The organism is Kitasatospora sp. NPDC034023, assembly GCF_055575795.1.
In genome coordinates this window covers 1-20,551 of the sequence record NZ_JBVIRY010000042.1, presented here as the reverse complement: position 1 = coordinate 20,551, position 20,551 = coordinate 1, and the positions used below count along the sequence as shown (strand labels likewise).

The following is a 20,551-nucleotide window of genomic DNA, read 5'->3' as shown; positions in this document are numbered from 1 at the left end:
GCGCGCGGCGGTCAAACCCGCTCGTACGAGTGGTCCAATCGGGCAAATGGCGAGTGAAGAAGCGTTTCTTCATTCACCCGAACGTGGGACGGTGGTCGTACCGGTGGCGCGGGTGGCGTAGCGGGTCGCTCCTTTCTGCCACCATCTGTGAGCGCCCGGTAACAGGGCGATCACAGATGGTGTGCGGTTCCCGCCGCCCGCCGCAGTCCTGTCCCCCCTGTCGAGGAGTCGTCCGCCGTGGGCCCTCACCCCGCCGTCGCCGCGATACGCCTGGCCGTTCGCCGCACGCTCTCCGACCTCGCCGCCGAGGCCGGTTCCACCTTCACCGCGCCGGTGCGCCAGCCCCGCGAGCGCCCCGCCGGTGCGCCGCTGGTGGGTGCCGCCGTCGGCACCACCCTGATCGGCAACGCCGCGCGCCACCCGTCCGGACTGCCCCGCACCCCGGCCGCGCCCGGTTCGCCGCTGGTCCTGGTCGCCGTCAGCGGCGGCGCGGACTCGATGGCGCTGGCCATCGCCGCCGCCTTCGAGGCCCCCAAGATCGGCCTGCGGGTCGGCGCCGTCACCGTCGACCACGGCCTGCAGCCCGGCTCCGCCGAGCGCGCCGACCAGGTGGCCGACCGGCTGCGCTCGCTCGGCCTCGACCCGGTCGAGGCGGTCCCGGTGCGCGTCGGCCGCGCCGGCGGCCCGGAGGCGGCCGCCCGGGACGCCCGCTACGCGGCCCTGGACGAGGCCGCCGAGCGCCACGGCGCCATCGCCGTGCTGCTCGGCCACACCCGGGACGACCAGGCCGAGACCGTGCTGCTGGGCCTGGCCCGCGGTTCGGGCGCCCGTTCGCTGGCCGGGATGCCGGCCCAGAAGGGCCGCTACCGCCGTCCGCTGCTGGAACTGGACCGGGCTGCCACCCGGCAGGCCTGTTCCGCCCAGTCGATCCCGGTCTGGGACGACCCGCACAACTGTGATCCCGCCTACACCCGCTCCCGGGTCCGCCACGAGGTGCTGCCGGTGCTGGAGAAGCACCTGGGCGGCGGCGTGGTCGAGGCGCTGGCCCGTACCGCCCGGCTGTTCCGCGACGATGCCGACGCCCTCGACCAGTGGGCCTCTTTGGCGGAACGCGACCTCCGTACGGGCGAGGGCGCCCTGGACGCCGTGAAACTGGCCGAACTGCCGTCGGCCGTGCGCCGTCGGGTGCTGCGCCGGGCCGCGCTGCGCGCGGGCTGTCCGGCCGGGGACCTGTTCGCCCGGCACCTGGAGACGATCGACCTGCTGGTCACCGGATGGCGCGGCCAGGGGCCGCTGCACCTACCCGGGGGCGTCGAGGCCACCCGCAGGTGTGGCACGCTGGTCTTTCGGCGGCAGGGCGACTGACGGGCTGGGCATGCCTCGGGGCAGCCGGCCGCCGGCCACACAGACCCCGAACGTTTGAGGACGTATCCCCGGTGGACCAGAACGACATGGGCGCTGACCTCGCGAAGGTGCTCATCAGCAAGGACGAGATCGATGCCAAGCTCCTCGAGCTGGCAGAGCGTATCGACCGGGACTACGCAGGCAAGGATCTGCTGATCGTCGGCGTCCTCAAGGGTGCCGTGATGGTCATGGCCGACCTGGCCCGGGCCCTGCACTCGCAGGTCACCATGGACTGGATGGCCGTCTCGTCCTACGGGATGGGCACCAAGTCCTCCGGCGTGGTGCGGATCCTGAAGGACCTGGACACCGACATCGCCGGCCGTGACGTCCTGATCGTCGAGGACATCATCGACTCCGGCCTGACGCTGTCCTGGCTGCTGGGCAACCTGGGTTCGCGCGGCCCGGCCTCGCTCGAGGTCTGCACCCTGCTGCGCAAGCCGGACGCGGCCAAGGTCGAGATCGACGTGAAGTACGTCGGCTTCGACATTCCGAACGAGTTCGTGGTCGGCTACGGCCTGGACTACGCGGAGAAGCTGCGTAACCTCCCCTTCATCGGCACCCTCGCTCCGCACGTCTACGGCGGCTGAGAGCGCCGTTCGGGCTATGGGCGGGAACAGTAGGCCGTTCCCGCCCGTTGGACCGGGGGGACAAAGAACAACAGCCGTGTCGCCGTGCTCCCGCCATGGGTGGGTCCGACTGCGGTACGGTCCATTAAACCGCTCTTCACATGAGCACCAATTCGGATGCGCCGGCGGCCCACAGCCACGCGGCGCCGTTGAGTGGCAGGAGGGACGGGGCGGCAACGCCCCGCATGGATGGACGTCAAGCGATACTTCCGTGCGCCGATCATGTGGATCGTGCTGGCCGTCCTCGCCGTCATCGTGTTGATGCAGGTCGTTTCGGACTCGAACGGCTACAAGACGGTGGACACCGGTCAGGTCGTCGCAGCGATCGACGCGCACAACGTCAAGTCGGCGCAGATCACCACCGGTGACTCGAACACGATCAAGATCCAGCTGAAGGACGGCGCAACGCTGCCCAACGCCGGTACGGGCAAGACCCCGTCCGGTGCCAAGTTCCAGGCCTCGTACATCGGCGACCAGGGTGTCGCGATCGCCGACAAGCTTCAGGCCCAGATCAACGACAAGGACTCGAGCACGCTCGCCGAGGGCTACACCGTCAGCCCGGAGAAGCAGAGCACCTTCGTCAGCCTGCTGCTGTCGATGCTGCCGATCGTGATCATCGTCCTGGTCTTCCTGTTCCTGATGAACCAGATGCAGGGCGGCGGCTCCCGCGTCATGCAGTTCGGCAAGTCCAAGGCCAAGCTGCTCACCAAGGACACCCCGAAGACCACCTTCTCCGACGTCGCGGGCGCCGACGAGGCGGTCGAGGAGCTCCACGAGATCAAGGAGTTCCTGCAGGAGCCGGCCAAGTTCCAGGCCGTCGGCGCCAAGATCCCCAAGGGTGTGCTGCTCTACGGCCCGCCCGGTACCGGCAAGACCCTGCTGGCGCGTGCCGTCGCGGGCGAGGCCGGGGTGCCGTTCTACTCCATCTCCGGCTCGGACTTCGTCGAGATGTTCGTGGGTGTCGGCGCCAGCCGCGTCCGCGACCTCTTCGAGCAGGCCAAGGCGAACGCCCCGGCGATCGTCTTCGTCGACGAGATCGACGCCGTGGGCCGGCACCGCGGTGCGGGCCTCGGCGGCGGCCACGACGAGCGCGAGCAGACCCTCAACCAGCTGCTGGTCGAGATGGACGGCTTCGACGTCAAGGGCGGCGTGATCCTGATCGCCGCGACCAACCGCCCCGACATCCTGGACCCGGCGCTGCTGCGCCCGGGCCGCTTCGACCGCCAGATCGCGGTGGAGCGTCCCGACCTCCAGGGCCGGCTGGACATCCTCAAGGTGCACCAGAAGGGCAAGCCGATCGCGCCCGACGTCGACCTGTCGGCCGTCGCCAAGCGCACCCCCGGCTTCACCGGCGCCGACCTGTCGAACGTCCTCAACGAGGCGGCGCTGCTGACCGCCCGTTCGGACAAGAAGCTGATCGACAACAACATCCTGGACGAGGCGATCGACCGCGTCGTGGCGGGTCCGCAGAAGCGCACGCGGATCATGTCCGACAAGGAGAAGAAGATCACCGCGTACCACGAGGGCGGTCACGCCCTGGTCGCGGCGGCCTGCCAGTACAGCGACCCGGTGCACAAGATCACCATCCTGTCCCGCGGCCGGGCCCTCGGCTACACCATGGTGCTGCCGGAGGAGGACAAGTACTCCACCACCCGCAACGAGATGCTCGACCAGCTGGCCTACATGCTGGGCGGGCGTGCGGCGGAGGAGCTGGTCTTCCACGACCCGACCACCGGCGCCTCGAACGACATCGAGAAGGCCACCGCCACGGCGCGGGCCATGGTCACCCAGTACGGCATGACCGAGCGTCTGGGCGCGATCAAGTTCGGCTCCGACAACGCGGAGCCGTTCCTGGGCCGTGAGATGGGCCACCAGCGCGACTACTCGGAAGAGGTCGCCGCGCTGGTCGACGAAGAGGTCAAGAAGCTCATCGAGAGCGCGCACAACGAGGCCTGGGAGATCCTGGTCGAGAACCGCGACGTGCTCGACAACCTGGTGCTGGAGCTCCTCGAGAAGGAGACCCTGAACAAGGAGCAGATCGCCGAGATCTTCGCGCCGATCGTCAAGCGCCCGGCCCGGCCGGCCTGGACGGGTTCCACCCGCCGCACGCCGTCCACCCGGCCGCCGGTGCAGTCCCCGAAGGAGCTGGCGCTCACCAACGGTGCCGCCGCCGCCGTGGGGGACACCGCTCCGGTGGACGTCGTGAAGCTTCCGCCGCTGCCGGCCGCCGAGCCGTCGGCCGAGAGCTGATCCCGGTCCCGTAGGGAAGGGAATGGATGCCGCGTCACCAGGGTTTGTACCCTGGAGGCGCGGCATCCGTGCTGTTCAGCCAGAGTCTTCCCATATGTAAGCGAGGCCCGCATGATCGACCCGGTGACGCTCGACGGTCCGCCCGCCGTCGGGACCTTCGACCAGAAGCGGGCCGAGAACGCCATCCGCGAGCTGCTGCTGGCCGTGGGGGAGGACCCGGACCGCGAAGGCCTGCTGGAGACCCCGGCCCGGGTGGCGCGTGCCTACAAGGAGATATTCGCGGGCCTCTGGCAGGAGCCCGAGGACGTCCTCACCACCACCTTCGACCTCGGCCACGACGAGATGGTGCTGGTCAAGGACATCGAGCTGACCTCGGTCTGCGAGCACCACCTGGTGCCGTTCCGCGGTGTGGCGCACGTCGGGTACATCCCGTCCCCGAGCGGCAAGATCACCGGGCTGTCCAAGCTCGCTCGGCTGGTCGACGTCTACGCCCGCCGGCCGCAGGTGCAGGAACGGTTGACCAGCCAGGTGGCCGACGCGCTGATGCGGATCCTGGAGCCGCGCGGGGCGATCGTGGTGATCGAGTGCGAGCACATGTGCATGTCGATGCGCGGCATCCGCAAGCCCGGCGCCAAGACGATCACTTCATGCGTGCGCGGCCAGCTGCGCGACCCGGCCACCCGGGCCGAGGCGATGAGCCTCATCATCGGTCGATAGGGGCATCTGTCGATAGGGCCATCGGCCGGCAGGGGCATCGGTCGGTAGCGAAACGACTCAGGGCACCTCGTGCTCCGCGTGCTGCGGAGCCGGGGTGCCCAGTGCGTTGCGGCGCTGGGGCATCCGTAGCGTGACCATCCGGCGCCAGCCGTAGGCGCGGTCGTACAGGTAGAGCGCGTGCACCCCGAGGGTGACCAGGGCCAGCTGCCAGCGCGGCCAGCGCAGGATCCGGGCCATCCGGGCGGTGACCGCGAGGCCGACGTCCCGGTGGGTGCGGATCTCGCCCCGGGCGCTGGTCTCCAGGGTGTGCCGGATGTACGGGCCGTGGCCCTCGGCCCGCAGCCGCAGCAGCTCCTCGTGGCAGTACGCGAGGTGGTTGTCCTCGTCGGCGGAGATCATCCGCATCGCCCGGCCGAGCTCGGGGTTGTCCCCGTACACCTTGACCAGCTGGCGCATCTGCTCGGCGGCGCGCTGCTCGGTGACCCGGCTGTGCGCGAGGTAGGTGATGATCTCGCGGTCGGTCAGCGGGACGTCGCTGTTCAGCCGTTCGTGGGAGAGGCCGATGCCCTGGCGCTCCAGCAGCATGCAGTAGTCGGCCTCCTCCGGGACCGCCACCTTGGGCAGGCCGCGCTTGGTCAGCAGCCGGGTGAAGATCCGGCCGTGCTTGCGCTCGTCGGCGCCGTGCCGGGCGACCTTCGGGGCGAGGACCGGATCCCGGGTGAGCGCGGTGATCCGCTCGTTCTCCCAGCCGCCCTGGTCCTCGCCGCCGGCCGCGATGCTGCAGAACAGCTGGTACGCCTGGTCGTTCCGGTAGATCTCGTTGAAGAGCGAGCGGGTGCTCAGCACGGCGCCTCCTGTGCGGATCCGGGGCGGCGCCCGCCGGGAGCGGCGGGCGGACGGCCGCGATACGTTCCCCCGAGCCGCGGGCCGACCGGGCCGACCGGCGGGTAATCACTCCCACGCGTTAGCCGAGGTGCGTGCCCAGCCATTCGAGCGAGGCCGGCAGCTCCTTGATCCAGCTGTCGACGTTGTGCCCGCCGTCGTCCAGGTAGAGCGACTCGACCTTGAACTGCGGGTTGGCCGCCGCGACCCGGGTGGCCTGGTCGACGAACTGGACGGTCTGCGGATAGTCCGACTCCTTGCGGGTGGAGACCACCAGCAGGTTGAGCGTCGGCACCGGCAGGTTCTGCAGCCGCCAGCCGAGGTCGTGCTGCTGGGTCAGCGCCTTGTCGCCGTTGAAGAGGTCGCCGCCGGTGTAGCCGTCCTGGCGCACGGTGAAGTCGCCGTGCAGGCTGGTCGCGCTGCCGAAGACGTTCGGGAAGCGCATCGCCAGGCGCAGCGCGCAGCTGCCCCCGGTGGAGTAGCCGAAGGTGGCCCAGGAGCCGGCCGTGCGGCCGACCCGGTAGGTGCCGAGGACGGCCTCGGGCACGTCCTTGGCGAACCAGGACTCGGTGCGCGGCCCGCCGGGGACGTCCACGCACTCGGTGTCCCGGGACGGGACCACCCCCGGGCGGACCATCACCAGGACGGTCGGCGGCATCTTGCCGGAGCGCTGCAGCTCGTACGCGGTCTGGGGGAGGGACAGGTCCTTGACCAGGTTCAGCGCCGTGCCCGGGTAGCCGGCGATGGCCAGCAGGACGGGGAAGCGGACCAGGGCGAACTTCGGGTCGAAGTACTCGGGCGGCAGGTAGACGAACATCTGGTCGGAGAAACCCGTCTCCTTGCCGCTGACCTGGACCGACTCGATCTTGCCGACCTCCTCGGGCGTGCCCTTCGGCAGGTTGGTGACGGTCTCCAGGCCGCCCTCGTTGGTGGGCTGGATCAGCGCGTCGGCGACCGGGGTGCCGCCCTCGTGGTTCTCGTTACTGGTCAGCGCGAGCTTGGCGCCGCTGTGGCCGAGCAGGTCGTTCCAGGACGTGTAGAACCCGAAGGAGTTGTTCACCGACAGCGCGAGCACGGCCACGATCGAGGCTTGAACGACTGTCAGCAGGCCGAGCCGGCCGAGCACCGGAAGCGGGCGCTGCCGTGCCAGCCGGGGCCAGATCCACAGGGTGGTGACCAGGGCCGCTGCGCCGAGTGCGAGCAGCGAGTTCACCAGCGCGTCGCTGGTCAGTTCCATGTGGTCGGCCTTCCGGTGGGACACTGTCGGGCAGGCTTCATCGTCTGGCGGTCCGTCAGGTCGGGCCACCGCAGCTAGGCTGTCCGGACGCCCGGGCCGGAGCCGGAAGGGCGGGGGGAGTCGCAGGCAACCGGCGCCCTAGAATGCGGCGTCCACCGTACGTATCGCGTCCCGGAGGGTCCTGCCGTGCCACGCTGCGGCGGCCCCCCGGCTCCCACCGCCGGCTCAACCCGCAGCGCGTCCACGGCCCCGGTTTACCGACCGTTTCCGGGTCCTTGGTATGCGCATTGCCTGATGAAGGAATAGGCATGAAGGTCCATCACGCGTCCTCCCCCGGAGGGACCGGACACCGCCCCGCAGCCTCTACGCTGAGCTTCCATGAGCGTTCCCGTGTCCGTTGAGCCGAGCCCCGAGCAGCCGCCGCGCCGTCGCCGTGGCCTGCAGACGCTGCGTTCCCAGGCGGCCGCTGTTCCGAGGGCCTGGCTCCCGGGGGCGGTCGGCTACGCCTGTCTGCTGATCGGGCTGGTCAACATCGCCAGCGCGGTGTTCCCCAAGCTCAGGCACACCAAGATGCACTCCTTCGCCGGGCAGCTGCCGGGCGGCACCACCAGCCTGGCCGCGGTCGGCACGCTGATGGTCGGCATCCTGCTGGTGCCGCTCGCCCACGCGCTGCGCCGGCGCAAGCGGCGGGCCTGGCGGGTGGTCTGCGTGCTGCTGCCGCTCAGCGCCGCGCTGCACATCGTGCGCTGGCACCAGATCGGCCCGGCGGTCGTCTCGCTGGTCGTCCTCGCCGTGATGCTGGTCCACCAGCGCGAGTTCTACGCCAAGGCCGACCCGCGCACCCGCTGGCGGGCGGTGGTCAACCTGGTCGTCATGGGCGTCCTCAGCGTGCTGCTCGGCCTGCTGATCGTGAGCACCCGGACCAAGTACGAGATCGGCCACCCGGGCCTGATCGAGCGCCTTCAGCACGTCGGGTACGGGCTGTTCGGCTTCGAGGGCCCGATCCGCTACACCAACATCCGGATGTCCGACCTGGTCGCCTACCTGCTCGGCGGGCTCGGGCTGCTGACCGCCTTCACCACGGCCTACCTGGCGCTGCGCCCGGGCAAGCCGAAGCCCGAGCTCACCGCCGAGGACGAGGAGAAGGTCCGCGAGCTGCTGGCGCGGCACGGCGAGCGCGACTCGCTCGGCTACTTCGCGCTGCGCCGCGACAAGAGCGTGCTGTTCTCCCCCACCGGCAAGGCCGCGATCTCCTACCGGGTGGTCTCCGGCGTGATGCTCGCCTCCGGCGACCCGGTCGGCGACGTCGAGGCCTGGCCGGGCGCGATCAAGGTGTTCATGGCCGAGGCCCGCGAGCACGCCTGGGTGCCCGCCGTGATGGGCTGCAGCGAGGTCGGCGGCGAGGTCTGGACCCGCGAGGCGGGCCTGGACGCGCTGGAGCTGGGCGACGAGGCGATCGTCGACACCGGCACCTTCTCGCTCGCCGGCCGGGCCATGCGCAACGTCCGCCAGATGGTCAAGCGCATCGAGCGCAACGGCTACTCCTGCAAGGTGCGCCGGGTCTCCGACCTCACCGCGGAGGAGAAGTACCGGATCGCCGACGCCGCCGCCCGCTGGCGCGGCACGGACACCGAGCGCGGCTTCTCGATGGCGCTGGGCCGCTTCGGCGACCCGCTGGACGACGACTGCGTGGTGGTCACCGCCCACAAGGACCCCGAGGAGGGCGAGAGCGGCGACGACCTGAAGGCCGTGCTGCACTTCGTGCCCTGGGGGCCGGACGGCATCTCGCTGGAGCTGATGCGCCGCGACCGCGCCGCCGACCCGGGCCTGAACGAGCTGCTGATCGTCGCCGCGCTGCAGGCGGTGCCCGCGATGGGCGTCCGCCGCGTGTCGCTCAACTTCGCGATGTTCCGCTCGGCGCTGGCCCGCGGCGAGCGGATCGGCGCCGGCCCGGTGCTGCGCGCCTGGCGCGGACTGCTGGTGTTCCTGTCGCGCTGGTTCCAGATCGAGTCGCTGTACAAGTTCAACGCCAAGTTCCAGCCCGAGTGGGAGCCGCGCTTCCTGGTCTTCCCGAACACCCGGGACCTGCCGCGGATCGGCTTCGCAGCGATGCAGGCGGAGGCCTTCATCACCCTCGGCATGCCGCGCTTCGGCCGCAAGCGCCAGCGCGAGGGCCTGATGCCGGTCCCGTCGACCCGCGGGGTCACCGAGGCCGCCTGAGGTACCACGCAGGCCGCCTGAGGGCGCCGAGGCCGCCGCACGAGGCCCCCGCCGGGAATCCCCGGCGGGGGCCTCGTGCGACAACGGCCCTGTTCGATAATGGGGGGCATGAGCAATTCGCCGTCCTTCTCGCTTCCGGCCGGTCTGCCGCGACTCGAGCGCTGCGCCGTGATGGGCGTGGTCAACGTCACGCCCGACTCCTTCTCGGACGGCGGGCTCTGGCACGACCCCGCCAAGGCGATCGCCCACGGGCTCGCCCTGCGGGCCCGCGGCGCGGACCTGGTGGACGTCGGCGGAGAGTCCACCCGGCCGGGCTCGCAGCGGGTGCCCGAGGAGGAGGAGCTGCGCCGGGTGATCCCGGTGGTGCGCGAGCTCGCCGACGCCGGGGTGATGGTCTCCGTCGACACCATGCGCGCCTCGGTCGCCGAGCGGGCCGTCGAGGCCGGTGCCGCGATCGTCAACGACGTCTCCGGCGGGCTGGCCGACCCGGCGATGGCCCGGGTGGTCGCCGAGACCGGCGCGCCCTTCGTGGTGATGCACTGGCGCGGGCAGTCCGCCGACATGGACCGGCTGGCCGTCTACGGCGACGTGGTGCGGGACGTGGTCGCCGAGCTGGCCGGCCGGGTGGACGCGCTGCTGGCGGCCGGGGTCAAGGAGGACCAGCTGATCCTCGACCCGGGGCTCGGCTTCGCCAAGACCGCCGAGCACAACTGGGCGCTGCTCGGCCGGCTCGACGCGCTCACCGCGCTCGGCCGTCCCGTCCTCGTGGCCGCTTCGCGCAAGCGGTTCCTGGGTACGCTGCTCGCCGACCCGGCAACCGGGGAACTGCGCCCGGCCCGGGAGCGCGACGACGCGACGGCCGCGGTGTCGGTGCTGTCGGCCCAGGCCGGAGCCTGGGCGGTGCGGGTGCACGACGTGTCCGGCACGGCGGACGCCGTCCGGGTGGTCGCGGCCTGGCAGCGCGCGGCGCGGCTGGGGTGAGGGAGGGTCTGTGACAGGTGACGGCAGGTTGAGCGGCGGAACGGCCGGGCGGGCCCGCGAGGCGGACCTGGAGGCCGTGCTGGCGGCGAACCGAAGGCTCTACGAGGCGCTGGAACGGGGGGACCTGGAGGCGGTCGAGGAGGCCTGGCTGGGCGCCGCGGACGCCGACGACAAGGGCGGGGTGGTCTGTGTGCACCCCGGCTGGCCGGTGCTGCGCGGCCGGGCGCAGGTGACCCGTTCGTACATGTTGATCATGATGAACACGGAGTACATCCAGTTCTTCCTGACCGATGTCGAGGCCGAGGTCCACGGTGATGTGGCCCTTGTCACGTGCACCGAGAACATTCTGTCCGGCGGCGAGGCGGAGGAGGAGGGCGAGCTCGGACCGCTGGTCGGCGGAAAGGTCGTGTCGACGAATCTGTTCCGCCGTACCCCGGCCGGGTGGAAGCTCTGGTCGCACCACGGTTCACCCGTTCTGACCAGCGGTGACGAGGACGACGAGGACTGATTCCGACGGCTGCGGAAATGTCGTGGCGGGACACCGCCCGGGAATTCCCGAGCGGTCACCGAACGTTCACGTCAATCGCCATTCCGGCGCGCGTGGCGTCGTTTCGCGCCGGGTAGGACGGTCAGGCGTTGTCCGTGCTCGCGGGTAGATTCGAAACGGAGTGGCGGGCGTGCTGCCTGCCTTCGCCCTGCCCGTCCATGCCTTTCTCCGGGCGGGGCCCGTCCGACTGGGAGCAGTGATTCGTTTGCTGGACCGCGTCACCCTGCGGGGGCTGCGTGCCCGGGGCCACCACGGCGTCTTCGAGCGCGAGCGCGTCGAGGGCCAGACCTTCGTGGTCGACCTCGTGCTGTACCTGGACACCCGCCCCGCCGCGTCCGGAGACGACCTCACCCGCACGGCGCACTACGGCATCGTGGCCGAGGAGGTCACCGCGATCATCGCCGGGGAACCGGTCGACCTGATCGAGACCCTGGCCCAGCGCATCGCCGACCAGTGCCTCAAGCACGAAGCGGTCGAGGAGGTCGAGGTCACCGTGCACAAGCCGGACGCCCCGATCACCGTGCCGTTCGACGACGTGACCGTGACCATCCACCGGGGCCGCGCATGACTGCCGCTGCGCGCCCGGCACTCGATGTAGAGGACTATCGATGAGCACCAGCGACCCGACCGCCACGCCGAACGCGTTCGACCTGGAGAGCCGGGTGGACTCCGCCGACACCACCCTGCACAGCCAGCGCTGCGCGGTGATCGCGCTCGGCAGCAACCTGGGCAACCGGCTGGACACCCTGCAGGGCGCCGTCGACGCGCTCGCCGACACCCCGGGGCTGCGGATCAAGGCCGTCTCGGCGGTCTACGAGACCGAGGCCGTCGGCGGCCCCGAGGAGCAGCCCAACTACTACAACGCGGTCGTCGTGCTGCGCACCTCGCTTCCCCCGCGGGACCTGCTGGAGCGCGGCAACGCGATCGAGGACGCCTTCGGGCGGGTGCGGACCGTCCACTGGGGCCCGCGCACCCTGGACGTCGACATCCTGGCCTACGAGGGCGAGCTCAGCGACGACCCCCAGCTGCTGCTGCCGCACCCGCGCTCGCACGAGCGGGCCTTCGTGCTCGCCCCCTGGCTGGACGCGCAGCCGGAGGCCGAGCTGCCCGGGCACGGGCGGGTCGACGCGCTGCTGGCGGGCCTCGGCGGCCCGGACGCGCAGGGCGTCAAGCGCCGCGAGGACATCCGGCTGACGCTGCCGGAGTAGGCCTCGGGGCGCCACCCAGCCCGGAGCGTCTCGGAGGCGAGTTCCCCGCCCCGAGCCGAAGGGGCGCGCCGGTGTCGAAAGGGAGAAGCGAGGGGGCCCGAGGGACGAGGGGCTTGGAGCGACGACCGTCGGCGCCGGGTCGGAGCGTCTCGGAGGCGAGCGGGCGAGTTGGCGAGCGGGCGAGTTGGCGACTGGGCGAGCAACAGCGGAACTCGATCGGGGGCCCGGCCGTACCAGTAGGTGTCCGCTGTTCGCGCGGGTGTCCGCCCGGCTGGGCCCGGTACGGTGGCCTGGCGCCGCCGCGTCGGGTCACCGGGCGGGCGGCCGGCTCTGGTACCCCGGGAAGGACCTCCTCCGAGTGAAGCTGCTTCGCCTCCGCCTGCTGATCGGCATCACCGCCGCCACGACGGCGCTGTCCTGGGCCGGCTCCAAGCTGTGGGCCTCCCTGGGCACGCTGCCGGCGGTGCCGGGTGCGGCGCCGGTGGTGCTGGCGGCGGTGGCGGTGATCCTGCTGGCGACCGCGCTGTCGTTGCGGTCCCGGCTGAAGGCGGTGCGCGAGCGGCAGCACGGCGCGAAGGGCGTCGACCCGCTGCTCGCGGCCCGGGCGCTCGTGCTGGGGCAGGCCAGTGCGCTGGTCTCCGCGGTGGTCACCGGCATCTACGCGGGCGCCGGGATCTACCTGCTAGGGGAACTGGACGTGTCGGCCCGCAAGGATCAGGCCGTCACGGCCGGGTTCGCGGTGCTGGCGGGGGCCGCGGTGATCGCCGCGGCGCTCTGGGTCCAGCACGTCTGCAAGTTGCCGGAGAACCACGACGGTCCGAGCGGCCCGGCGGCGTCCCACCGTTGAGCAGGGCCTTCCTCGTGATCTTGAGTGAGAATCCGGGCACGTGCGGTAAAAACCGCCCCCTGTCAAGGGCAGAAGGGGACCCTGGGCTGACAGGGCCCCAATTCGCACGCTAGTTTCTTGGCATGTCTCGCGGACGCCACCGTCATTCCTCGGTCCTCGGCCGGGTCTTTCCCCCCACCGCCGCCGGCGTACTGCTGGTAGCCGCTCTGGCCGCTCTGCTCTTCAGTCAGGACACCATCCTGGTGCGCTCGGTGGGCATCGCGGCGCTGATCGCGACGCTCGGCTTCGCGCTGCTGCTGCGCCAGCGGGACAAGGCGGCCCGGGCGGCCGCCGAGATGTCCGCGGCGCAGCGGATGCGGGCCGAGGAGCGGTTCGAGGAGCAGCTGGCAGAGGCCGAGTACGCGGCGGAGGTCGCCGAGGAGCGGGCCACCCGGTTCGGGCGGCGGCTGACAGCGGAGAAGTCGCGGCTGGCGAAGGCCGAGACTGAGATCGCCCGGCTGCTGCGGGAGCGGGCCGTCACGGTGGCCGAGCAGGCGCTCAAGGAGGCCGAGGCGGCCCAGCGGGCCCTCGCCGCGAGCCGTCCCAAGTATCCGGCCAGTCCGGCCGCGTACGTGCGGGCGGCGGCCGTGCTGCGGCTGCTGGAGCGCCGTGCGGCGGAGCAGGAGGCACGGCGGGCGCGTACGGCGGGCGCGGCGGTCGCGCTGCGGGCGCGTACCGCCCCGGCTGCCCAGGCCGCGCCGGCGCCCGTGCCGGTGGCCGTGCCCGCCCCGGTGGCGCCCGCGGTGCCCGCCCCGGTGGCGCCCGCGGTGCCCGCGCCGGCCCCGGCGCCGGAGGCCCGGTCCGCGGAGGCCCAGCCGCCGGTGCGGCCCGCCCCGGTGCGCCCGGCGCTGACGGCGACGGTCGGTCAGCTCGGCGGGACGCCGGCCGTCCGGGCCGCTGCGCCCGCACCGGCGGAGCGGCAGCGGCCGCGGCCGGCGCAGTCCGGGCAGGCGCGCGGGCAGGGGTTCAGCTTCTTCGGGCGCGGCGCGGGTGCGTCGGCCCGCCCGGCGGCCCCGACGGCCCCGGCGCCGGCGGTGGGCAGCGTCGCCGAGCTGGGGGAGCGGACCGACCTGGCGGACGTGGTGGGTGACGAGGCGGTGGCCGCGAAGGCCCGGGCCGAGGCCCTGGCGGCGGAGCCGGCCGTGGCGCGGGACGACGCGCGGGCGCCGCAGCAGGCCGAGCGGCCGCAGCAGAACGTGTCGCAGCAGGGCGCGCCGACCGTGGTGGACCTGACGCCGGAGGACGAGACCGAGCTGATCCAGCTGCCGGAGCTGCGCGCCTCGCGCTGAGACGGGTGGACGAAAGCCGCGGCGCGGGAAGTCGGACGGACCGACTTCCCGCGCCGCGGCGTTGTCAGGGTGCGGCAGATCTGTCAGGGGGGTGCGTCAGATCTGTGCGGGGTGCGTCAGATCTGGACGCCGAAGTCCTGGGCGATGCCCGCCAGGCCGGAGGCGTAGCCCTGGCCGACGGCGCGGAACTTCCACTCGGCGCCGTTGCGGTAGAGCTCGCCGAAGATCATCGCGGTCTCGGTGGCGGCGTCCTCGGAGAGGTCGTAGCGGGCGATCTCGGCGCCGCCGGCGGCGTTCACCACGCGGATGTAGGCGTTGCGGACCTGGCCGAAGCTCTGGCCGCGGGCGGTGCCGTCGTAGATGGTGACCGGGAAGGTGATCTTGACGGCCTCGGCGGGCAGGCCGGCCAGGTTGACGTTGATCGACTCGTCGTCGCCGGCGCCCTCGCCGGTGCGGTTGTCACCGGTGTGCACGACGGTGTTGTCCGGCGTGCTGGTGTTGTTGAAGAAGACGAAGTGGGCGTTGGACAGCACCTTGCCGTCCGCGTTCAGGACGATCGCGCTGGCGTCCAGGTCGAATTCGGCGCCGGTCGTGGTGCGGACGTCCCAGCCCAGGCCGACGGTGACCGCGGACAGGCCGGGGGCCTCCTTGGTCAGCGAGACGTTGCCACCCTTGGAGAGGCTCACTGGCATGGCGATTGCTGTCCCTTCGTTCGCTTGCGCTTTCGCTTTGCGCATTTCCCCGGGACAACGCAATACCGGGGCGGCTTGGTTCCGTAGGGTCAGTGAATTCTTCGTGGGCGCGAATGCCGGGGCAAAGACCGGGCAAAGAGAGGCATCAGATCCGGCGGAACCGGCCCTGCAGCGACCAGACGTTCGGGTTGTCGGCCAGGTCGGGGTGCATGTCGAACAGGTCCGCGAGGGTGTCCTGGAGGAAGTCCCGGGCCTCGCGCCGCAGGTCGCTGTGGCGGATCACGGCCGGCGGCTCGTCCGGCAGCCAGGTCGCGGTGACCTCGACCCAGTTGAAACGGCGGGCGAAGCGCAGCAGCTCGGTGTTCTGGGTGAAGTCGAGGTCGGCGGTCTGCACCCGGGCGGCCCGGCTGCCGTCCGGGTCGCGGTCCAGCTCCTCGGCGATGTCGCACAGCGCCCAGGCGAAGTCGAGCACCGGCACCCAGCCCCAGGCGGTGGACAGCTCGGCGCCCTCGGCGTCCAGGTAGACGTCGCCGCAGAACAGGTCGTACCGCAGGGCGTGCACGGACGCGGTGCGGTAGTCCGTCTGCGGGGGGTCGGGGAAGCGGTTGGAGAGGGAGTAGCCGAGCTCGATCACGTACGCCATTGTCGGGGGTCCGGGCGCGTGGCGGTAACCGGCACACCCCGCCCCGAGCGGCCCCCGCCCACGTCGGGTCCGAGCGCCCCGGAGGCGAGGGGGCGAATAACTGCGTGACCGGGCGGGCCGGGCGCGGGATGATGGGCGCATGCCCGAGCCCATCCGCGTACGGGGGTCGGTGGTCGTCCCCGACGCCGAACTCGTCTGGCGCTTCTCGCGTTCCTCCGGCCCCGGTGGCCAGCACGTCAACACCACCGACTCCAAGGTCGAGCTGCGCTTCGACCTGGCCTCCACCCGGGCGCTGCCCGAGGTGTGGCGCGAGCGTGCCCTGGAGCGGCTGGCCGGGCGGCTGGTGGACGGGCGGGTGCTGGTGGTCCAGGCCTCGGAGTTCCGCTCGCAGTGGCGCAACCGGGAGGCGGCCGCGGCCCGGCTGTCGGCGCTGCTGACCGAGGCGTGTGCGCCGCCGCCGAAGTCCCGGCGGGCGACGAAGCCGAGCCGGGGGATGGTCGAGCGCCGGCTGTCCAACAAGCGTCAGCGCTCCGAGGTGAAGCAAGGCCGCCGGGCGCCGCGGGGCGGCGAGTAGCTCCGCTCCAGGGTGGCGAGTGGCTCCGCCCGGGGTGGCGAGGAGCCGGCAGCTCAGCCCAGGGTGCGGTAGCCGCCGTGGAAGTAGAGCAGCGGACGGCCGCCGGGGTCGGGCACCACGGCCTCCAGGACGCGGCCGAGCAGCAGGGTGTGGTCGCCCGCGGGTATCCGCTGTTCGGTGCGGCACTCGACGGTGGCCAGCGCGCCCTCGACCAGCGGGGCGCCGGTGCGCGGGCCGCGGTGGTGCGCGGTGTCCGCGAACAGCAGCCGGTCGCTGAGCCGGCCCTTCATGGCGAAGCGCGAGCCGATCGTCCTCTGTCCCTCGGTCAGTACCGAGACCGCCCAGGTGTCGATCCGGGAGAGCACCTCGTCCATCCGGGAGTCCTCGCGGACCGAGATCAGCACCAGCGGCGGCTCCAGCGACACGGAGAGGAAGGACGTGGCGGTCATGCCGATGTCCTCGCCGTCCTCCGGGTCGTGGACGGTCACCAGGCTCACGCCGGCGGCGAGCTGGGAGAGTGCTGCCCGGAACTCGTCGGGCGTGGCGTGGGGGGCAGCTTCGGGCTGCGGGGACGGGTGCACGTACCGCACGGTAGTCGTCACCCGCGGGAAACGGCATCGGGCCTTGGTCGTAGGACCGGCGACGCACCGGCGGAGTTGCGGTCGCGATCCGGACTCACCCTCAGGAGTGAAGCGGGCGGACCGCCGGATGCAGTCGGCTTCAGTCGGCGGCCGATGCGGTCGACCAGGGGAAATGTTCCGATAGCGCTTGATGTCCAGCTATGGGGCGGATGAACTGATTAAGGGCGCATTAGTGTCGTGTGATTTAAGTCACAAGTGGCGGCCTATTGCTGACCGAGCGTGCCGAACGCTGTGCTCCCTGTGATTCAGTTCTTCTGGCAATCGGACGATAACCAATCAAGAACTATCCGAAGCAGCCGGGGAGCCCCCGCATGGAAGCCGAGTCGGAGCCGTACGTCCGTCTCGCGACCCTCCGCACCTTGCACCGGGTCGTGGCGGACCTCAACGCTGCCCGCAGCCTCGCGGGCACGCTGCAGGCCGTCGTCGAGGGCGCGGTGCACGGGCTCGGCTTCGACGCCGCCGCGGTCAGTCTGGTCCGCCCGGACGGCGACCTCGTGGTGGCGGCCGTCTGGGAGCTGGAGGAGAGCCCGATGGGCGGCCCCTCCGTGCTGCTCGGCCAGGTCGGCTCCCGGGAGTCCTGGGACCGGCTGCTCGGCGTCAGCGACCACTGGGGCACCCTGCGCTTCCTGCCGTACGACCGCGGCTGGGCCGTCGCCAGCGACATCCCGCGCTGGATCGGGGACAGTCCGCTGCCCGTGTACGCCAACGACTGGCACCCCGCCGACGGGCTGCTCGCCCCGATGTACAGCGCCGGCGGCGACCTGCTCGGCGTCCTCTCGGTGGACCGCCCGCGCAGCGGCAAGCGGCCCGGGGCCTGGACCCGCGAGGCCCTGGAGATGTTCTCGCTGCAGGCCTCGATCGCGATCGGCAACGCCCGGCTGCGGGCCGAGATGCAGCGCGCCCTGGCCCGCCTGGAGAAGGAGCAGCAGGCGCTGCGGGCCAGCGAGGAGAGCTTCCGCCAGGCCTTCGAGTACGCGCCCAGCGGGATGGCCATCACCGAACTGCACGGCGCCGGGCGCGGCCAGCTGACCCGGGTCAACGACGCGCTCTGCCGGCTGCTCGGCCGCCCCCGCGCGGTGCTGCGCCAGCAGAGCTTCGCCGACCTCGTCCACCCCGACGACCGCGCCCTGCTGGAGCGCACCAGCGCCGAGAGCGGCCGGGCGGAACTGCGGCTGTCCCGGCGCGACGGCGGCTACCAGTGGGTCTGCCTGCGCAACTCGATCGTGGCGGACGCGGCCGAGGGGCCCAGCTTCCTGCTCACCCACGTCGAGGACATCGAGGACCGCAAGCGGCACGAGTTCCAGCTCGCCCACCGGGCCAGCCACGACGCGCTCACCGGCCTGCCCAACGGCGCCGAGCTCAAGGCCCGGCTGGCCCGCCGGCTCTGCTCCCAGCCGCAGCCGGTCGGCGCCGCCGCCGGCCCGGCCGAGGCGGCCTACCCGCCGCCGTACGGCTACCCGGCCGACTCCTACAGCGCGCACGCGGCCCACGACGGGCTGGAGGGCGCGGACCCGTACGCTGCGGCGGTGCACGGCTACGGGCTGCCCGAGGGCGGCCTGCCGCCCGGCCTCGGCCCGGGCTACGGGGAGCACGTGCACGCGGTGGTCCCGGCCGACCACGGGCCGGGCGGCGACGTCTGGTCCGCCCCGTTCCGCTCCGGCGGCGCGGCCGCGTCCGACAAGGGCCTCGCGGTGCTCTTCTGCGACCTGGACGGCTTCAAGTCGATCAACGATCGGTTCGGCCACAACGCGGGCGACGCGGTGCTGGTCGAGGTCGCCCGGCGGCTGAGCCAGGCCGTCCGGGACGGCGACACGGTGGCCCGGCTCGGCGGCGACGAGTTCGTGGTGCTGGCCGACGGCATCGGCCGGGAGGAGGGCAAGGACCTCGCCCACCGGCTGCGCAACGCGATCATCCCGCCGATGCGGATCGACGGGCGGGCGATGCGGGTCGGGGTGAGTCTCGGGATCGGCTGGGCCGGCTGCGGGATGAGCATCGAGGAGGTGCTGCACACCGCCGACGAGCGGATGTACGACGAGAAGCGCGCCCGCGGCGGGGCGGTGCGCGGGGCGCGCGGCGAGCGTTCGCACCGGCGCGCGGGCTGAGACCGCACGCGGTTGGCGCCGGTCGCGCGCGGCCCGGGTGCCGGGTTACCCGCGAGTTGTCAAGGGTTCTTTTCCCGCTGTCAGGTACGGCAGGTAGGGTGCCCGGTACGACAGCGTCCATGATCTGCGCCGCAGCCCGGCGGCGCGCACCCGGATGGGGGAACAGACCACCGTGACGACCGCCGGCAGCAACGGAGTGCCCGAGGGCCAGGGGGGCGGTGCCCCGCAGGACGACGACCCGTTCGGCTACCTCTACCGCCCGGCCGACGGCTCCACCGGGCAGCCGGCCGAGCCGCAGCAGGGGGTTCCCCGGACGTCGTACAACCGCCCGATGGAGGTCGGGCGCGCACAGTACGGCTACGGCTACCCGCCCCGAGCACAGCAGCAGCAACAGCAGCAGCCGTACGGCCAGCCGGGTATGCCGCAGCAGGGGTACCCGGGCGGTCAGCCGCAGGCCCCGTACGGTCAGCCCGGCGTGCCGCAGCAGCCCGAGTACGGCGCCGCGCCCACCCAGCAGACCCGCTACGCCGAGCACTCCCGGCCGCAGCCGGGGGACGAGCGGCCGAGCAGTGGCCGGAGCAAGGGCGCGGTGATCGGCGCGGTCGCGGTGGTCGCGGCCATCGCGATCGGCGCCGGGATAGCGCTCTCCACGGGCGACCCGGACGGCGACAAGACCGCCAAGGGCGGCACCGCCACCACCGCCCCGCCGGGCCCCACCACCCCGGGGCCGACCGCCTCGACCGCGAGCGGCTCCCCCTCGGCGAGCGCCACCGTCGTCTCCGGCCCGTCGACCGTGGACGCGAGCCAGCTGCAGGGGCAGAACGCGCCGTCCGGCAACAGCGTCAAGGGCGCCAAGTCGGCGGACGGCAACTACCTGACGCTCCAGCAGGGCGGCTCGGTGACCTGGAACGGCGAGGTCGCCACGGCCGGGACGTACAAGCTGACCGTGCGCTACAACAACACCGGTGCGCTCGTGCAGGGCGCGGCCTCGGTGAACGGCAAGGACTGGCCGAGCGGGCTGGGGTACAAGAACTGGGCGCCCGGCAGCAAGGACCCGTCGTCGAACTGGTTCACCACCTGGATACTCCCGCAGTTCCAGGCCGGGGCGAACTCGGTCACCTTCACGGCGCCCTCCGGGCCCATCCTGATCGACCAGATCACCATCGAGCCCAACGGCTGATCCGGCCTTCCGCAGGACACACCACGGCCGCCCGTCCCCGTCGGGGGAGGGCGGCCGTCGGCGTCGCTCAGGCGGGCTTGACGGTGGAGAACCTCTCGCCGCCGAGGACCCAGCGGCCGCGGCGCATCACGGCGACCAGGTCGAGGCTCTCGGAGTCGACCACGACGAGGTCGGCGAGCTTGCCGGTCTCCAGCGTGCCGATGGAGTCGCTCAAGCCGAGCAGCCGGGCCGGGGTGGCGGACAGCGACTCGACGGCCTGGCGGAGGGTCAGGCCGTTGACCGTCACCGAGCGCTTGAACGCCACGTCCAGGGTGAGGGTCGAGCCGGCGATCGAGCCGCCCTCGACCAGCCGGGCGACGCCGTCCTTGACTTCGACCTGGAGGGGGCCGAGGGGGTAGAGGCCGTCGCCCATGCCGGCGGCGCCCATGGCGTCGGTGATCAGGGCGACGCGGGCGGGGCCGGCGGTGCCGTA

At 72.3% G+C, this 20,551-nt stretch carries 20 protein-coding genes; 14 read left to right on the top strand and 6 right to left on the bottom strand.

From position 1 onward, the window contains the following. The first annotated feature begins 237 nt into the window (after window positions 1-237). From tilS to folE, 4 genes are all read left to right on the top strand, one after another. Window positions 238-1,365: a tRNA lysidine(34) synthetase TilS gene (tilS, locus tag ACZ52R_RS37135; RefSeq protein ID WP_360506815.1), complete on the top strand. Its 1,128-nt coding sequence runs from the start codon at window positions 238-240 to the stop codon at window positions 1,363-1,365. A gap of 71 nt (window positions 1,366-1,436) precedes the next feature. Continuing rightward, on the top strand, window positions 1,437-1,991 hold the full coding sequence (gene hpt, locus ACZ52R_RS37130; protein ID WP_030059589.1) for a hypoxanthine phosphoribosyltransferase: 555 nt from the start codon (window positions 1,437-1,439) through the stop codon (window positions 1,989-1,991). A 228-nt stretch (window positions 1,992-2,219) separates the two neighbouring features. After that, a complete protein-coding gene (gene ftsH, locus ACZ52R_RS37125) occupies window positions 2,220-4,280 on the top strand; it encodes an ATP-dependent zinc metalloprotease FtsH (protein WP_465625525.1) in 2,061 nt (686 codons plus the stop codon). A gap of 111 nt (window positions 4,281-4,391) precedes the next feature. Then, complete coding sequence (folE, locus tag ACZ52R_RS37120) at window positions 4,392-4,997, top strand: GTP cyclohydrolase I FolE (RefSeq protein ID WP_360506809.1); 606 nt, start codon at window positions 4,392-4,394, stop codon at window positions 4,995-4,997. Window positions 4,998-5,054: 57 nt separating this feature from the next. Here the strand turns inward: folE and ACZ52R_RS37115 are convergent, their stop codons facing one another. Together ACZ52R_RS37115 and ACZ52R_RS37110 are read right to left on the bottom strand one after the other, a co-directional pair. Continuing rightward, entirely contained in the window at window positions 5,055-5,843 is a 789-nt protein-coding gene (locus ACZ52R_RS37115; RefSeq protein ID WP_465755004.1) for a ferritin-like domain-containing protein, read from the bottom strand. Window positions 5,844-5,961: 118 nt separating this feature from the next. Continuing rightward, window positions 5,962-7,116: an alpha/beta hydrolase gene (locus ACZ52R_RS37110; RefSeq protein WP_465755003.1), complete on the bottom strand. Its 1,155-nt coding sequence runs from the start codon at window positions 7,114-7,116 to the stop codon at window positions 5,962-5,964. A gap of 378 nt (window positions 7,117-7,494) precedes the next feature. Here ACZ52R_RS37110 and ACZ52R_RS37105 point away from each other — a divergent pair, with 378 nt between their 5' ends. The 7 genes from ACZ52R_RS37105 (at window position 7,495) to ACZ52R_RS37075 (ending at window position 14,247) form a co-directional block, all read left to right on the top strand. Then, complete coding sequence (locus tag ACZ52R_RS37105) at window positions 7,495-9,336, top strand: phosphatidylglycerol lysyltransferase domain-containing protein (protein ID WP_465755002.1); 1,842 nt, start codon at window positions 7,495-7,497, stop codon at window positions 9,334-9,336. Window positions 9,337-9,435: 99 nt separating this feature from the next. Continuing rightward, window positions 9,436-10,317 carry a dihydropteroate synthase gene (folP, locus tag ACZ52R_RS37100; protein WP_465625529.1) on the top strand — a complete coding sequence of 294 codons (882 nt, stop codon included), beginning with the start codon at window positions 9,436-9,438 and terminating at the stop codon, window positions 10,315-10,317. Between the two features lie 28 nt (window positions 10,318-10,345). Continuing rightward, on the top strand, window positions 10,346-10,825 hold the full coding sequence (locus tag ACZ52R_RS37095) for a nuclear transport factor 2 family protein (protein WP_360506794.1): 480 nt from the start codon (window positions 10,346-10,348) through the stop codon (window positions 10,823-10,825). 247 nt (window positions 10,826-11,072) lie between these two features. Then, complete coding sequence (folB, locus tag ACZ52R_RS37090) at window positions 11,073-11,432, top strand: dihydroneopterin aldolase (protein ID WP_030059580.1); 360 nt, start codon at window positions 11,073-11,075, stop codon at window positions 11,430-11,432. A 40-nt stretch (window positions 11,433-11,472) separates the two neighbouring features. Next, a complete protein-coding gene (gene folK, locus ACZ52R_RS37085) occupies window positions 11,473-12,072 on the top strand; it encodes a 2-amino-4-hydroxy-6-hydroxymethyldihydropteridine diphosphokinase (RefSeq protein WP_360506791.1) in 600 nt (199 codons plus the stop codon). 358 nt (window positions 12,073-12,430) lie between these two features. Further along, the gene (locus ACZ52R_RS37080) at window positions 12,431-12,919 is read left to right on the top strand and encodes a DUF3180 domain-containing protein (RefSeq protein ID WP_360506788.1); all 489 of its coding nucleotides are present in this window, start codon (window positions 12,431-12,433) and stop codon (window positions 12,917-12,919) included. 122 nt (window positions 12,920-13,041) lie between these two features. Further along, entirely contained in the window at window positions 13,042-14,247 is a 1,206-nt protein-coding gene (locus ACZ52R_RS37075) for a hypothetical protein (protein WP_465665072.1), read from the top strand. A 116-nt stretch (window positions 14,248-14,363) separates the two neighbouring features. Here the strand turns inward: ACZ52R_RS37075 and ACZ52R_RS37070 are convergent, their stop codons facing one another. After that, window positions 14,364-14,939, bottom strand: coding sequence for a TerD family protein (locus ACZ52R_RS37070; RefSeq protein WP_465625532.1), 576 nt, complete (start codon window positions 14,937-14,939; stop codon window positions 14,364-14,366). A 145-nt stretch (window positions 14,940-15,084) separates the two neighbouring features. Next, on the bottom strand, window positions 15,085-15,582 hold the full coding sequence (locus ACZ52R_RS37065) for a hypothetical protein (protein WP_396290297.1): 498 nt from the start codon (window positions 15,580-15,582) through the stop codon (window positions 15,085-15,087). Between the two features lie 139 nt (window positions 15,583-15,721). Here ACZ52R_RS37065 and arfB point away from each other — a divergent pair, with 139 nt between their 5' ends. After that, window positions 15,722-16,156, top strand: a complete 435-nt coding sequence (gene arfB / locus ACZ52R_RS37060; protein ID WP_465665659.1) for an alternative ribosome rescue aminoacyl-tRNA hydrolase ArfB — start codon at window positions 15,722-15,724, stop codon at window positions 16,154-16,156. Between the two features lie 53 nt (window positions 16,157-16,209). Here arfB and ACZ52R_RS37055 read toward each other — a convergent pair whose 3' ends face one another. Continuing rightward, on the bottom strand, window positions 16,210-16,737 hold the full coding sequence (locus tag ACZ52R_RS37055) for a flavin reductase family protein (protein WP_360506774.1): 528 nt from the start codon (window positions 16,735-16,737) through the stop codon (window positions 16,210-16,212). A 371-nt stretch (window positions 16,738-17,108) separates the two neighbouring features. Here ACZ52R_RS37055 and ACZ52R_RS37050 point away from each other — a divergent pair, with 371 nt between their 5' ends. Both ACZ52R_RS37050 and ACZ52R_RS37045 read left to right on the top strand, forming a co-directional pair. Next, window positions 17,109-18,899 carry a GGDEF domain-containing protein gene (locus tag ACZ52R_RS37050; protein ID WP_360506772.1) on the top strand — a complete coding sequence of 597 codons (1,791 nt, stop codon included), beginning with the start codon at window positions 17,109-17,111 and terminating at the stop codon, window positions 18,897-18,899. A 172-nt stretch (window positions 18,900-19,071) separates the two neighbouring features. Beyond that, entirely contained in the window at window positions 19,072-20,079 is a 1,008-nt protein-coding gene (locus ACZ52R_RS37045) for a carbohydrate-binding protein (protein WP_465755001.1), read from the top strand. A 67-nt stretch (window positions 20,080-20,146) separates the two neighbouring features. Here the strand turns inward: ACZ52R_RS37045 and ACZ52R_RS37040 are convergent. Beyond that, window positions 20,147-20,551 (bottom strand): amidohydrolase family protein (locus tag ACZ52R_RS37040; protein WP_465755000.1); only part of this gene is annotated, 405 nt, incomplete at its 5' end.

Excerpts from the sequence above, each read along its gene's own strand:
- ftsH (WP_465625525.1), top strand. The coding sequence starts at position 2,220 with ATGGACGTCAAGCGATACTTCCGTGCGCCGATCATGTGGATCGTGCTG.
- folE (WP_360506809.1), top strand. The coding sequence starts at position 4,392 with ATGATCGACCCGGTGACGCTCGACGGTCCGCCCGCCGTCGGGACCTTC.
- ACZ52R_RS37110 (WP_465755003.1), bottom strand. The coding sequence starts at position 7,116 with ATGGAACTGACCAGCGACGCGCTGGTGAACTCGCTGCTCGCACTCGGC.
- ACZ52R_RS37105 (WP_465755002.1), top strand. The coding sequence starts at position 7,495 with ATGAGCGTTCCCGTGTCCGTTGAGCCGAGCCCCGAGCAGCCGCCGCGC.
- folP (WP_465625529.1), top strand. The coding sequence starts at position 9,436 with ATGGGGGGCATGAGCAATTCGCCGTCCTTCTCGCTTCCGGCCGGTCTG.
- folK (WP_360506791.1), top strand. The coding sequence starts at position 11,473 with ATGAGCACCAGCGACCCGACCGCCACGCCGAACGCGTTCGACCTGGAG.
- ACZ52R_RS37075 (WP_465665072.1), top strand. The coding sequence starts at position 13,042 with ATGTCTCGCGGACGCCACCGTCATTCCTCGGTCCTCGGCCGGGTCTTT.
- ACZ52R_RS37070 (WP_465625532.1), bottom strand. The coding sequence starts at position 14,939 with ATGCCAGTGAGCCTCTCCAAGGGTGGCAACGTCTCGCTGACCAAGGAG.
- ACZ52R_RS37065 (WP_396290297.1), bottom strand. The coding sequence starts at position 15,582 with ATGGCGTACGTGATCGAGCTCGGCTACTCCCTCTCCAACCGCTTCCCC.
- arfB (WP_465665659.1), top strand. The coding sequence starts at position 15,722 with ATGCCCGAGCCCATCCGCGTACGGGGGTCGGTGGTCGTCCCCGACGCC.
- ACZ52R_RS37050 (WP_360506772.1), top strand. The coding sequence starts at position 17,109 with ATGGAAGCCGAGTCGGAGCCGTACGTCCGTCTCGCGACCCTCCGCACC.